13 protein-coding genes are annotated in these 13,770 nt (G+C 64.7%); 6 read left to right on the top strand and 7 right to left on the bottom strand.

Annotated elements, in window-relative coordinates:
• Positions 1 to 26: 26 nt before the first annotated feature.
• From ACQR1I_RS10355 to ACQR1I_RS10370, 4 genes are all read left to right on the top strand, one after another.
• Positions 27 to 773 (top strand): SDR family NAD(P)-dependent oxidoreductase, encoded by a 747-nt coding sequence (locus ACQR1I_RS10355; protein ID WP_434864513.1) that lies wholly within the window; start codon positions 27 to 29, stop codon positions 771 to 773.
• A 191-nt stretch (positions 774 to 964) separates the two neighbouring features.
• Positions 965 to 1,357, top strand: coding sequence for a GFA family protein (locus tag ACQR1I_RS10360; RefSeq protein WP_434864514.1), 393 nt, complete (start codon positions 965 to 967; stop codon positions 1,355 to 1,357).
• Between the two features lie 57 nt (positions 1,358 to 1,414).
• Positions 1,415 to 2,095, top strand: a complete 681-nt coding sequence (locus tag ACQR1I_RS10365; protein WP_434864515.1) for a site-2 protease family protein — start codon at positions 1,415 to 1,417, stop codon at positions 2,093 to 2,095.
• 59 nt (positions 2,096 to 2,154) lie between these two features.
• Positions 2,155 to 2,559, top strand: a complete 405-nt coding sequence (locus ACQR1I_RS10370; RefSeq protein ID WP_434865117.1) for a hypothetical protein — start codon at positions 2,155 to 2,157, stop codon at positions 2,557 to 2,559.
• A 23-nt stretch (positions 2,560 to 2,582) separates the two neighbouring features.
• On the opposite strand, the gene ACQR1I_RS10375 is transcribed toward ACQR1I_RS10370, so the two are convergent.
• From ACQR1I_RS10375 to ACQR1I_RS10405, 7 genes are all read right to left on the bottom strand, one after another.
• Positions 2,583 to 3,377 (bottom strand): TonB family protein, encoded by a 795-nt coding sequence (locus ACQR1I_RS10375; RefSeq protein WP_434864516.1) that lies wholly within the window; start codon positions 3,375 to 3,377, stop codon positions 2,583 to 2,585.
• Positions 3,378 to 3,402: 25 nt separating this feature from the next.
• A complete protein-coding gene (locus ACQR1I_RS10380; RefSeq protein WP_434864517.1) occupies positions 3,403 to 3,867 on the bottom strand; it encodes a biopolymer transporter ExbD in 465 nt (154 codons plus the stop codon).
• A gap of 6 nt (positions 3,868 to 3,873) precedes the next feature.
• The gene (gene exbB, locus ACQR1I_RS10385) at positions 3,874 to 4,809 is read right to left on the bottom strand and encodes a tonB-system energizer ExbB (protein ID WP_434864518.1); all 936 of its coding nucleotides are present in this window, start codon (positions 4,807 to 4,809) and stop codon (positions 3,874 to 3,876) included.
• An 11-nt stretch (positions 4,810 to 4,820) separates the two neighbouring features.
• Positions 4,821 to 5,510 carry a Fe2+-dependent dioxygenase gene (locus tag ACQR1I_RS10390; protein ID WP_434864519.1) on the bottom strand — a complete coding sequence of 230 codons (690 nt, stop codon included), beginning with the start codon at positions 5,508 to 5,510 and terminating at the stop codon, positions 4,821 to 4,823.
• Between the two features lie 2 nt (positions 5,511 to 5,512).
• Complete coding sequence (locus tag ACQR1I_RS10395; protein ID WP_434864520.1) at positions 5,513 to 7,927, bottom strand: TonB-dependent receptor; 2,415 nt, start codon at positions 7,925 to 7,927, stop codon at positions 5,513 to 5,515.
• Positions 7,928 to 8,176: 249 nt separating this feature from the next.
• Positions 8,177 to 8,437 carry a hypothetical protein gene (locus ACQR1I_RS10400; protein WP_434864521.1) on the bottom strand — a complete coding sequence of 87 codons (261 nt, stop codon included), beginning with the start codon at positions 8,435 to 8,437 and terminating at the stop codon, positions 8,177 to 8,179.
• A 387-nt stretch (positions 8,438 to 8,824) separates the two neighbouring features.
• Positions 8,825 to 9,286: a MarR family winged helix-turn-helix transcriptional regulator gene (locus ACQR1I_RS10405; protein WP_434864522.1), complete on the bottom strand. Its 462-nt coding sequence runs from the start codon at positions 9,284 to 9,286 to the stop codon at positions 8,825 to 8,827.
• A 156-nt stretch (positions 9,287 to 9,442) separates the two neighbouring features.
• Between ACQR1I_RS10405 and ACQR1I_RS10410 the strand changes: the two genes are divergently transcribed.
• Together ACQR1I_RS10410 and ACQR1I_RS10415 are read left to right on the top strand one after the other, a co-directional pair.
• Positions 9,443 to 10,612, top strand: a complete 1,170-nt coding sequence (locus ACQR1I_RS10410) for an efflux RND transporter periplasmic adaptor subunit (RefSeq protein WP_434864523.1) — start codon at positions 9,443 to 9,445, stop codon at positions 10,610 to 10,612.
• Positions 10,609 to 13,755, top strand: coding sequence for an efflux RND transporter permease subunit (locus ACQR1I_RS10415; protein ID WP_434864524.1), 3,147 nt, complete (start codon positions 10,609 to 10,611; stop codon positions 13,753 to 13,755). The genes ACQR1I_RS10410 and ACQR1I_RS10415 overlap by 4 nt, the downstream gene beginning before the upstream one ends.
• Positions 13,756 to 13,770 lie beyond the last annotated feature (15 nt).

Raw genomic sequence — 13,770 nt, forward strand, 5'->3', positions numbered from 1 at the left:
CAAGGATTGCAACGGGGGAAACGACCATGAACCACATCGACCTCGCCAACCGCTGCGCTGTCGTCACCGGCGGCGCACAAGGGTTCGGGCGCGCGATCACCGAGCGCTTCAAGGCCTCGGGCGCCAAGGTCGCGATCTGGGATCACGACATCGCGCTGGCCGAGAAGACGGCCAGAGAGATCGGCCCGGAGGTGCTGGCGCTGCAGGTCGACGTGACCGACACCAAAGCCGTCGAGGGCGCGCGCGATGCCACGCTGGCGGCGTTCGGAACCATCGACATCCTGGTCAACAATGCCGGCATCGCCGGCATCAACAAGACCGTGTGGGAGACCGACCTCGACGAGTGGCGCAAGGTGCTGCGCATCAATCTCGACGGTCCCTTCATCTGCGCCAAGGCGATCGTGCCGGCCATGCTGAAGCAGGGCTATGGCCGCATCGTCAACATCGCCTCGATCGCCGGCAAGGAAGGCAATCCGAATGCCGCGCACTACTCGGCTTCCAAGGCCGGGCTGATCGCGCTGACCAAGTCGCTCGGCAAGGAGCTGGCGCAGCACAACATCACCGTCAATGCGGTGACCCCGGCCGCGGCGAAAACCGCGATCTTCGACCAGATGACCGAGGCACACATCAACTTCATGCTGTCGAAAATTCCAAAGGGCCGCTTCGTGCTGGTGGAGGAACTCGCCGCCCTGGTGTCGTGGCTCGCGTCCGAGGAGTGCTCGTTCTCGACCGGCGCCGTGTTCGACATCTCCGGCGGCCGCGCAACTTATTAGTTGACGATTGGGCTTCGTCGGGTGGGCAAAGGCGCCGTCGCAGACGGCGACGTGCCCACCATCGGCCTCTCGGATGGAAATGGTGGGCACGGCGCGCGCGAGTTTTGCGTCACACGGGCCTCACTGCCTCGCGCCTTTGCCCACCCTACGCGTCGCACGGCAAGCACAGATTTGGAATCATGGAGGCGCGCATGACGACCCATCACGGCGGATGCTTTTGCGGCGCAGTGCGATTCCAGTGCACCGGCGAGCCGCTCAATGTGCGCATCTGCCACTGCCGCAACTGCCAGCTGTCGACCGGCGCACCGTTCTTTGCCCGGGCGCTGTTTGCGCATGACGCGCTGACGATCACCGGAGACACCGCACGATATCCCTCCTCCGATGCGCTCGACCGGATGTTCTGTCCGCGCTGCGGCACGCGGATGTTCTCCTGGCGCCACACCCGCCCGGTGGTCGGCGTCGCGCTGGCCTGCTTCGACGATCCCGGAGCGTTCGCGCCGACCGAGCACATCTGGGTCTCGACCAAGATCGCCTGGGTGCAGATCAACGACGGGCTGCCGCAATTTCCGGAGAATCCCGCGTAGCATCCGGGAACCGCTGCCCCTATGTAAGAGGGTCAACCGCGTCCGGAACCTCGATCCTTGAACATCTCGCTTTACGGCATCTCCGTCTGGATCCTGCCGATCATCATCGCCATCACGTTTCATGAGGCGGCGCACGCTTACGTTGCCCTGCGCTTCGGCGACGACACGGCGTTGAAGCTCGGTCGCGTCAGCTTCAATCCGATCCGGCACATCGACCCGTTCGGCACGATCCTGCTGCCGGGCATGCTGCTGCTGTCCGGATCGCCGTTCCTGTTCGGCTATGCCAAGCCCGTCCCGGTGAATTTCCGCGGCCTGCAGCCGCTGCGGACGGGCATGATTATGGTGGCCCTGGCGGGACCGGCAACCAACATCGCGCTGGCGCTCGCGGCGGCGCTCGCCTTCCACGTCCTGCCGCTGGTGCCGGCCGACGGCGCGCCGTGGGTTGCCCGCAATCTGCTCAATGCATTTTCTTTCAACATCCTGCTGGCGGTGTTCAACATGCTCCCGATACCGCCGCTCGACGGAAGCCGGATTTTGGTTGGGCTGCTGCCGGGGGTCCTGGCGCGGCCGTTTGCCCGGCTCGAGCCGTATGGCATGCTGATTCTGATCGGAATTTTGATCTTGTTGCCCCTGGCAGGTTCCCAGTTCGGTCTTAATCTTGATTTTGTGTCAAGGCTGCTCCGCGCCACGACCGATTCTCTCCAGCAACTGCTTCTGCTATTGACGGGTAACGCATAAGTCTCTCGCATCAGGGACGGTAAACGAGCTCCGAGGCACTCTTGGTCAAAGCCGCTGACATGATGATCGCGCGCCGCGCCGATACGCGCGCCCGCGCCGATTTCGCGACCTGGAAGATGATCGCCAAGCTGAACGGCGCCTCCGGCCTGCCGCCGGCGGCGCAGGAGTTCCTGGCGAGCTACAAGACCCGTCTCAACGACGCGACCGAGCACGAGGCGACCGAGGCCACCATCCGCGAGATGTACAAGGCCTATTATGCCGAGATGGGCGGCGGCGGCGCGCCGCCGGAGGTCAAGCCGGTCAAGGCCGAGCCGGTGACCGACAACGTCACCGCCTTCCGCAAGCTGCCGCCCAAGCCCAAGGCGGCGCAGAGCGGCCAGATCATCCAGCGCAGGCTCCCGGCCGTGCTGATCTTCGCCGGCCTGTGCGTGGTCTATGTCGGGGTCAGGCTGCTCTGGCCGTAAGGCACGCCGCCGGCCAAGGCGCTTCAGGCCTTCTTTCCGGGCGGGAAGTTCACGACGATCGACAAGGGAATCTCGTCGTCTGCGGCCCTAGCCGGCGGCTTGGGGAACGGATCTGACCGGCGCACCATGGCAACGGCCTCGCGATCGTAGTCCGGATCCCCGGATGATTGGGTCACGTCCACCGCGAGCACGTTGCCGCGCCGATTGAGCGTGAACGTCACCCGGACGCTGCCGCCCTTGGTCTTACCGGCCGGATATTTCTGGTTCTTCTTGACGATGAGGCTGAGCTTGCGCTGCCAATCGGTGGTCAGCGGATCGCGGTCCTTGCCGATGCCGTTCGGATCGGGCGCCTTGACGCGGTCGGCTTCGGGCACCTTGACGTCGAGCGTCTTGCGCGTCGAGTCCTCGGCCGCGGTGTGAGCCTCCGACGCGTTGGTCTCGACGGCGGCGACCTTCTCCTCCTCGGTGGGCTTCTTCTCCGCCGTCGGTGACACCCGCTCGTCGGCTTCCTCCGTGGTGGTCGGCAGGCCCTTCTGCAGATCGGCCTGCTCGGGCTCGGCCTTCTGCTCGGGGGTTGCGACCGAGGCCGTGTCTGCAACGGAATCGACACCCGTCTGCAGATCGGAGGGCTCGACCTTTGGCGCTGCGATCTCGACGTCGATGACATCGGCGGCGACGCCGAGTCCGCCGCCGTCCTCCTCCACGCTGGCCCTGGTCAGGGCGAACGCCACGCCGCAGACGTGCAGAACGACGGCGACCAGGGCTGCGATCAGCCAGGCCGCGCGCGACGTGGTTGGTGATTGGTCGAGGTCGCTCATCCCGGGTACATCGAATTCGGTGATATCAGGGTTGTGCCGCCGGAGCGGCGTCGCCGGTGGTGCCCGGCACACGTTCCAGCGCCACCAGCTTGAACTTGTAGCCCGCCCCGCGCAGCAGCTCCAGCACCTCCATCACCTCGCCATAGGGCGCGGCGCGATCGCCGCGCAGGAACACCGTGCGATCGTCGGCGGCATGGTCAGCCATCGCCTTGTTCAGCTCCGCCAGCAGATCGACCCGCTTCACCGGCGTCTCGCCGATCGCGAGCGTGAGGTCCGGCTTGATCGACACGTAGGTCGGCTTGTCCGGCTTCTTCTGCGGCGTGGCGCTGGAGGACGGCAGATCGATCGGCAGGTCCACGGTCGACAGCGGCGCCGCCACCATGAAGATGATCAGCAGCACCAGGATGACGTCGATGAACGGCGTCACGTTGATGTCGTGGGTCTCGTCGAAATCATCGTCGAGATCGGCTTCCGAGAGCGAGACGGCCATTGCCTGCTACTCCGCCGCGCGCGCGTGAACGCTGCCGTGGCTGCGGTCGAGATCGCGCGACAGCAGCCGGCCGGCCGCGCCAGAGGCGCGGTTGACCTGCTCGAGATAGCCCTTCGTGACGCGCGAGAAGTGATTGTAGATGATGACCGCCGGGATCGCGGCAGCCAGTCCGATCGCGGTCGCCAGCAGCGCTTCGGCAATGCCCGGCGCGACCACCGCGAGGTTGGTGGTCTGCGATTTCGAAATGCCGATGAAGCTGTTCATGATGCCCCAGACGGTGCCGAACAGTCCGACGAAGGGCGAGATCGCGCCGACGGTCGCCAGCAGGCCCATGCCGACGCGGACGCGGCGCGCCTCGGCGCGGACGATTTCGCTGAAGCTTGATGCCGCGCGCTCCTTGATGCCCTCGTCGCTGGCGAGCCCTGCCGACAGCCGCGCTTCGGCAATCGCAGCCTGCAACAGCACGGCCGCGACGTTGCCGGATTGTTTCTTGCCCTGCCCGAGCGCGACCTGCGCTTCGGCCAGCGATTTCGCGGCCGTCAGCTTGCGCAGCGCGCCGCCGAGCTTGCGGCGCAAGACCGAGAATTCGATGCTCTTGGCGATCAGGATCGTCCAGCTCGCCACTGAGGCCAGCGCCAGCGCGATCATGACGGCTTTGACGATAATGTCGGCCTTGAGAAACATGCCGAGCGGCGACAGCTCGTCGAGCCCGGTGGCAATCGACTTGCCGGTGCGAGCCACATTCTCCACCCCCGATTGCGATGCCGTCGCGACACTCTGATTTGCGGGGGCCGCCTTGGCATCGCCCGGTGCCTGCACGGAGAGGTCGGTCGAAACTGCCGGGCCCGGCTGCGCCACCTGCTGGGCGGCTGCGGGCGCCACGGTCGATGCCGCCAGATACGACAGGACGATGAGCCGAACGAGGAACGATGTCATGTCCATATCTCGGCCCACTATACCTCGGCCCATTGCCGGATCAGATTGTGATAGATGCCGGTCAGCTTGACAGCATCGGGATCATCCCTCCCGAGACGGTCCGTCAGACTCTGGATCGCCGTGTCCAGATCGAAGATCATGCTCCGGATATGGGCATCACGTACCATGCTCTGCATCCAGAAAAAAGAGGCGACCCGGGCGCCCCTGGTCACCGGCGTGACCATGTGAAGGCTCGACGACGGGTACAGCACCGCATGCCCCGCCGGCAACTTGACTTCGTGTGAGCCGTAGGTGTCCTCGATCACAAGCTCGCCACCGTCATAGGTGTCCGGCTCGGCCAGGAACAGCGTCATCGAGATGTCGGTGCGGATGCGCAGGCCCGTGCGCGGGTCGCCCCGCACGGCGTTGTCGACATGGATGCCGAAATGATCGCCGCGCGAGGCGGTGTAGCGGTTGAACAGCGGCGGAAAGATCTGCAGCGGGATCGCCGCGGAGAGAAAGCGCGGGTTCTTGGTCAGCGCGCTGATGATGCTCTGGCCCAGCATCCGCGCCGCCTCGCCGTCCGGCGGCAACTGCTCGTTGCGCTTGACCATGGCCGATTGCGCGCCGGCCGTCGAACGGCCATCCTCCCATTCCGCCGCATCCATGATGCGGCGGAATTCGGCGACTTCGTCCTTGGACAGCACGTCCGGGATGCAGATCAGCATGATCAGAACTTCGCAGTGGTGATGATGTAGAAGGCGCGGCCCGGGGCCACGGCGACGAACGGCACCGCGCTCCGATACAGGGTGTCGTAATAGAGCTTGTTGGTCAGGTTCTGCGCGTAGAGCTTCATCGTCCAGTTCTTGTCGATCTGCTTCTCGACGAAGGCGTCGAACCGCCAGTAGCTCGGCAGTTCGTTGCCGGTGTTGGCCGCGAAGGTGCCGCCATAGACCTTGGAGCGGTACACCGCCGTGCCGCCGATCTCCCAGCCATTGTCGAGCTTGTACTTCGACAGCATGCTGAAGGACTGGTGGGCGATGTTGGCGAGCTGCAGGCCGATGTTGGAGGCAATGCCGCTCTGCGTCACCTTGGACTGCATCAGCACCAGGCCGCCGAAGATGCTCCAGCGGTCGGTCAGCTTGCCTTCCGCCTCGATGTCGATGCCCTGGATGCGGTAGGCCGCGCCGGAGGTGAGCAGGCCTGAGACCGTCTCGCGCGCATTCTCCTTGGTGGTCTGGAACAGCGCGGCCGAGACCAGCAAATGGCGGTCGACCAGCTCCCATTTGGTGCCGAGCTCGGCCGCCTTGTTGCGCTCCGGCCCGAGCAGGATGAGGCTGTTGGCGGGCACGCCGCCGTAATCGGTGCCGGTGGCGTCGAGCTCCGAGCCGAACGGATTGGCCGAGGTTGCATAGGCCGCGTAGATGCTGCCGATCGGCATCGGCTTGTAGACCACGCCGACATTGTAGTTCACCAGGTCGGCGTTCATCTTCAGATAGCTCGTGTTGTTCGACGAGCCCATGTTGTAGCCGTCGTAACGCACGCCGCCGTTGACGATGATCGTATCCCGCCAGTTGGCGGTATCCATCACATAGACACTGTTGGTGTTGACGCCGTAGCGCGTCGGGTTGCCCGTCAGCGAGGGTAGCGTCGTGTACTGTCTGTAGGTGTACTGCGGCGAATAGAGATTGACGCCGGTGACAGCGGAGGTACTCGTCGAGCCGGCGCCGAATAGCTCCGCCGCCAGACCGGTGTAACGGTCGATCGAGATGTTCTCGTTGGAAAACTCGGTGCCGACCACCGCGGTGTGCTTCATGCCCCACGTATCGAGCTTGAAGGTGGCGTCGTTCTGGTTGGCCCACACGTCGACGGTCTGAAAGCGGCTCTGCGTGCTCGCCGTCGTGGTCCAGAGCAGTGGATTGGAGCTCGTCGTGTTTGGGTTCTGCGGCAACGTGCCGATATAGTTCAGCTCCGAATGCTCGCCACGAAACTTGCTGGTGAGCGTGATCGCCTCGTTGACCTTATACTCGGCCGTGGCCGTGCCGAAATCCTGCCGCGCGGCCTGGAAGTCGCGGTTGAGGAAGCCGTACCAGGTGCCGCGCGGAATGCCCGCCGACGTCACCGGCACGTTGCCCTGCTTGTAGTAGGGCACGCCGAAATCGGGATAGCCGGAGAGATCGGTATGGACATAGTTCGTCGTGATCTTGAGATCCTCGATCGGCGTCCACTTGGTCGACAGGAAGGCGCCCCAGCGGTCGTCGGTGACGAAGTTGCGCCCGGCGACGTTGGAGTCCTGGAATAGGCCGCCGGTGCGCACGGCGAAGGTCGGCGAGATCGTCTGGTTGACATCGAGCGTCACGCGCTTCTGCTGGTCGGTGCCGAACTCAGTGTCCATGCGCTTGAAGTTGGTGTCGCCGGCCTGCTTGGTGACGATATTGATGGCGCCGCCGGCGGTGCCGCGGCCGGCGTAGGACGAGGCCGGACCGCGCAGGATCTCGATCTGCTCGGTGAAGAAGTTCTCGCGGATCGACACGGCGGGATCGCGGATGCCGTCGATGAACACGTCGTTGCGGGCATCGAAGCCGCGGATGAAGAAGCGGTCGCCGAAGGCGTTGCCGCCCTCGCCCGAGCCCAGCGTGACGCCGGCGGTCGAGCGGCCAATCTCCTTCAGCGCCGTGACGTGCTTGTCGGCAAGCACCTCCTTGCTCATCACCGTGATCGTCTTCGGCGTGTTCAAGAGCGGCTCGGGAAACTTGCCGGACGCCTGGACACGGTTGACCTTGTACGGCTCGGCGGCGTCGGCATAGGGGTTGGCATCGGGAGCCGCGAGCCCGCCCGCGTTCGGGAAGGCCACGGCAGCCTGCTGTGCGCCCTGCTGGCGTGCCGCGCGGCGCAAAGCATTGCGGGCCCGGACCTGATCGGCGGTCGGCTTGGAGGACGTCGGCTTGGCGCGCGCGATCGGCGCATCGACGTTGACCGGCGGCAGGTCGGATGCGGGCTGCGCTTCCGCAGACGACACCGAGGCCACGGCCATCAGGCCGGCGACTGCCGATACTTTGGTGACGAGGGCCCCTTCTCCTCGTCCGTCAACGACCTTCATCGCTGCGCCCTCGCGCAGCGAACGCGGTGCTCTCACCTGTCCCATCGAATTCCACACGCCCCAGATTTTTCATTCCACATCGCGAACGCGGATCATTCGCGTCGCAACGATGCGTCGTTGGTATCGGGCGTGTTTCAGGAGTGCAATTTGAGGAGCCCTAATTTGGCCTTGAATAGTTCCAGATCAAAACAATTCTAAATTCGATCAACTAACAACAGGCGGAACTTGAAATCGTTCTAAACAGCGCGAGCCGACTCGCGCTGCCGAACAATCGCTCATCGTCGCGCAACCGCATCACTTCGACGCATCGGCCGCATCATCGCTGCTCGGCGGCTTCATCAGCGAGAACAGCTCATCGACGGTCTGCACGGCGATCTGACGCACGCGATCGGAATCATCGATGCCGGCAATCCGCACGCCCTTCACCACGGCCCTGATCTCGTCGCGGAAATCGGTCAGGAACCGCAGCGGATCACGCTGCTCGTTGGCGACGCGCGCGATCAATCCTGTCACCAGGATCTGGCACGCGAGCATCTTTCCATTCAACTCTTCCATCGTCCGCTCCACGTCTCGTTGCCATCGCACGCCCAATCATCCGCGTGTCGGACGATGCAGCTGTGCTCGGTTGAATTTTGCCGATTGCCGACGCGCCGTCACGGCCGCCGGAGTCATCCGCTTCTAATCAGCTCTCATCGGCCGCGACAAGACGGCGACAATAGGTCGAAGCATCGCCTGGTGACGGAATGGAGCAGCGATGATCGCCTGCGAGAGCATCGCGTCTCCCAGGTTGTGCATCGGACTGGAGCGCGCGCGTCGCCAGCGAAGCTGGCATCGAGCCCGGCGCGGACCCGGCCGCAAAAGCGCCCACCTCGCACAAAGGATGTTGTTTAACTCAATGGCAACCAAAGATCAGCGTGCGTGGCCAACGCGGCGCCAGCTCGGCTATTTGGCCGGCACGCCGGTGTCGGCGTCCGACAGCGCCTTGATGCGCTCCTTGAGCTCGCGCAGCGTGGCAAGGCTGGTTGCAACCACGTCGTCCGGAATGCCCTGCAGAACGTCGCCAGCAATGGCATCACGCAGCTCGTCGAGATCGTCGACGAGCTTGCGGCCCGCCTCCGTGAGGTAGACGCGATTCGCGCGCCGATCCCGGGGATCATGCCGGCGCTCGAGGAGGCCCTGCTCCACCAGCCGGTCCAACAGGCGAACCAGCGAAATCGGCTGCAATTCCAGCACTTCCGCGAGATCGACCTGTGACAGCCCCTCCTGCGCGCGAAGCCGAAACAGCACCACCCATTGCGCGCGCGTCGTGCCACGTTGTTTGGCACGATGATCGATATAGTTGCGCAGAATGCGCGAGCTTTCGACAAGCTGCGTGACGAGCTGCCGTCGTTGATCCAGCGACATGGCCGTGCAGTCCTCGGGGTCCTCGAAGCTTGCGAATTGTTTAGGTTCGTCCACGCCCTCGTGTGTTTACACATTAATTGCGTGCGTACTATATCTGGGCGGCTGGGAATGGTTTTAAAGACCGGTTATCCTGTTCGTCTCAGCATACGGGCCAGCATGAAAACATCTCGAACCATCACATGGATCCTGCTGGTCGCGGCTCTCGGCGGCGCCGGCTATTACGGCTGGCAGCGTTATCAGGACGCAGACGCAGCGAAGAAGACCGCCGCACAAAAATCGGGGCGGCCGCCCGCCGTTCGGGTATCGACCGCGCCGGTCGAGAAGACGGATTTCCCGGTGTTCCTGACCGGTCTCGGCACCGTGCAGGGCTTCAATACCGTGCAGGTGCGCAGCCGCGTCGACGGTCAGATCAACCGGATCGCCTTCACCGAAGGACAGCTGGTGAATGAAGGCGACCTTCTGGTCGAGATCGATCCGCGGCCCTATCAGGCGGCACTCGACCAGGCCAAGGCGAAGCGGGCGCAGGACGAGGCCAACCTCAACAACGCCACGCTCGACCTGCAGCGCTACACCAAGCTCGGCGAGTTCGCGACCCGGAAGCAGGAAGACACCCAGCGTGCGACCGTCGAGCAGTTGACGGCCCAGGTCGCCGCCGACGTCGCCGCCATCTCCAACGCCCAGACCCAGCTCGGCTACACCCAGATCAAGTCGCCGATCTCCGGCGTCGCCGGCCTGCGCCAGGTCGACATCGGCAACATCGTCACCGCCGCGAGCCAGACCGGCATCGTCTCGATCGCCCAGATCGAGCCGATCGCGGTGATCTTCACCGCGCCCGAGGAGCAGCTGCCCTACATCAACGAGGCGCAGAAGGCCGAGCAGCTGAAAGTGATCGCGTTCACCACCGACGGCAAGAAGCAGCTCGCCGAAGGCAAGCTGATGGTGGTGAACAACCAGGTCGACACGAGCAGTGGAACAATCCGGCTGAAGGCGGTGTTCGACAATAAGGACCACGTGCTGTGGCCGGGCCAGTCGGTGTCGACCCGCCTGCTGGTGCGGACCTTGAAGGACGCAACGGTGGTCCCGGACGATGCGGTCCAGCACTCGACCAGTGGCCTCTATGCCTACACGGTGAGCCAGGACAGCAAGGCCGAGCTGCGCAAGGTGAAGGTGGGCGCCTCGATCGACGGCCGCACGGTCGTCGAGGAGGGTCTCGCCCCGGGCCAGCAGGTGATCACGGGCGGTCAATTCAAAGTGCAGCCAGGCTCCGTCGTGACCACCGCAGTGGCCAGCTCGGACCAGGCGCCAGCTAAGGTCCGACAGGAATGAACGGCGGCGGCATCTCGGCACCTTTCATCAAATATCCCATCGGCACCTCGCTGCTGATGGCGGGCATCCTCTTCATCGGCTTGGTCGCCTACCCGTTGCTGCCGGTCGCGCCGCTGCCGCAGGTCGACTTTCCGACGGTCCAGGTGACGGCCAACCTGCCGGGTGCCAGCCCGGAGACGATGGCGACGTCGGTCGCCCAGCCGCTGGAGCGGCAATTCGCCCAGATCCCAGGCATCGCCCAGATGACCTCGACGAGCTACCTGGGCACCGCCGCGATCACGATCCAGTTCGACCTCAACCGCAATATCGACGGCGCCGCCAACGACGTCCAGGGCGCGATCAACGCCGCCTCCGGCCAGCTGCCGAAGAACCTGCCGTCGCCCCCGACCTACCGCAAGGTCAACCCGGCCGATTCCCCGATCCTGCTGCTGTCGGCGACCTCCGAGACGCTGCCGCTGACCTCCGTCAGCGACGCCGTCGACGCCGGCCTCGCCCAACAGATCAGCCAGATTTCGGGCGTCGCGCAGGTGATCATCGGCGGGCAGCAGAAGCCGTCCATCCGCATCCAGATCGATCCCGCCAAGCTCGTCGCCAAGGGCCTGTCGATGGAGGATGTGCGCAGCCAGATCGCGATCACCACGGTCGACGCCCCCAAGGGCAACATCGACGGCGAGCGGCGCGCCTACACCATCTATGCCAACGACCAGCTCACCGACTCGAAGGACTGGAACGACGTCATCATCGCCTACCGCAATGGCGGGCCATTGCGCATCCGTGACATCGGCCGGGCCGTGACCGGTGCCGAGGACGCCAAGCAGGCGGCCTGGGCCAACGGCAAACGCGGCGTGTTCCTGGTGATCTTCAAGCAGCCCGGCGCCAACGTTATCGAGACGGTGGACCGCATCAAGGGGCTGCTGCCGCGGCTGGTCGCGGCGATCCCGCCCTCGATCAAAATCGACCTGATCTCCGACCGCACCACGACCATCCGCGCCGCCGTCGAGGACGTCCAGTTCACGCTGATCCTGACCATCTTCCTGGTCGTCATGGTGATCTTCGTCTTCCTGCGCAGCTTCTGGGCGACGGTGATTCCGACGATCACGGTGCCGCTGGCGCTGCTCGGCGCCTGCGCCATGATGTGGGGGGTCGGCTACACGCTCGACAATCTGTCGCTGATGGCGCTGACGATCGCGGTCGGCTTCGTGGTCGACGACGCCATCGTCATGCTCGAGAACATCTCGCGCTATGTCGAGGAAGGCGAAGCGCCGATGGCCGCCGCCTACAAGGGCGCCAAGGAGATCGGCTTCACCATCGTCTCGATCTCGATCTCGCTGGTCGCGGTGCTGATCCCGCTGCTCTTGATGGGCGGCATCATCGGCCGTCTGTTCCGCGAGTTTGCGGTCGTGCTGGCGATGACCATCTTCGTCTCGATGGTCGTGTCGCTGACGCTGACGCCGATGATGGCGTCGCGCTTCCTGCGCAACGAGCACGCCGTCCAGCATGGCAGGTTCTACAAGTGGAGCGAAGCCGCGTTCGACGGGTTGCTGCGCGCCTACGAGAAGGGTCTCGACCTCGCCTTGCGCTGGCGCTTCACCACGCTGATGGTGTTCTTCGCCACGCTGGGACTTTCGGTCTACCTGTTCATCCTGATCCCCAAGGGCTTCTTCCCGCAGCAGGACGTCGGCCTGATCACCGCGACCTCGGAAGCTTCGCAGGACATCTCGTTCAAGGCGATGCAGTCGCGCCAGGAGGCGCTCGCCAAGATCGTGCTGGCCGATCACGACGTCGCCAGCATCGCGATGAACATCGGCGGCTCCGGCCGCGCCGGCAACAACGGCAACATGTTCATCACGCTGAAGCCGCGCGAGGAGCGCGAGGCAACCGCACAGCAGATCATCGCCCGCCTGCGGCCGCAGCTCGAGAGGGTCGAGGGCGCGCGACTGTACATGCAGGCGGCGCAGGACATCCGGCTCGGCGGCCGGCCGTCCCGCACCCAGTTCGAGTTCACGCTGCAGGATCCCAACACGGCCGAGCTCAACGAATGGGCGCCGAAGATCCTGGAGAAGATGCGCTCGCTGCCGCAGCTGCGCGACGTCGCCACCGACCAGCAGGCCGACGGCACCACCGTGCAGCTCGCCATCAACCGCGACACGGCCGCGCGCTACGGCATCACGCCGCAGCTGATCGACGATACGCTGTATGACGCGTTCGGCCAGCGCCAGGTCGCGCAGTACTTCACCCAGCTGAACTCGTATCGCGTGATCCTGGAGATCCTGCCCGAGCTGCAGGGCAATCTCGACACGCTCAACAAGCTCTATGTGAAGTCGCCGACCACAGGCGACCAGGTGCCGCTGTCAACCTTCGCCGACTGGACCACGGCGCCTGTCAAGCCACTGTCGATCAGCCACCAGGGCCAGTTCCCGTCGATCACGATCAGCTTCAATCTCGCGCAGGGCGTCGCGCTCGGACAGGCGACCGATGCGGTGAAGCAGGCGATGGTGGAGATGAACGCGCCCTCGACCTTGAACTCGAGCTTCCAGGGCACCGCGCAGGCTTTCCAGCAGTCGCTGTCGACCGTGCCGCTGCTGATCCTCGCGGCACTCGTCGTGGTCTACCTGATCCTCGGCATTCTCTACGAGAGCTACATCCACCCGATCACGATTCTCTCGACCCTGCCGTCGGCTGGCGTCGGCGCGCTCGCGATCCTGATGGCGTTCGGCTACGAGTTCAGCCTGATTGCGCTGATCGGCGTGATCCTGCTGATCGGCATCGTGAAGAAGAACGGCATCATGATGGTCGACTTCGCCATCGCCGCCGAGCGCGACCAGCACCTGGCGCCGGAACAGTCCATCCGCCAGGCCGCCCTGCTCCGCTTCCGCCCGATCATGATGACCACCATGGCCGCGCTGCTCGGCGGCGTGCCGCTGATGCTCGGCAACGGCACCGGCTCGGAGATCCGCCAGCCGCTCGGCTACGCGATGGTCGGTGGACTGATCTTCAGCCAGATGCTGACCTTGTTCACGACGCCGGTGGTCTATCTCTATCTCGACCGCGTCAACAACGCCTTCGCACGCTGGGGCCGCGCCCATATCGACCACGAGCCCGACACAGCGGCCGCAGGCCCGGTCAAGGAAGCGGCGGAGTAATCCGCCGCTCCGACC

The sequence above is a fragment of the Bradyrhizobium sp. HKCCYLS2038 genome (genome assembly GCF_051167655.1).
Classification (GTDB): domain Bacteria; phylum Pseudomonadota; class Alphaproteobacteria; order Rhizobiales; family Xanthobacteraceae; genus Bradyrhizobium.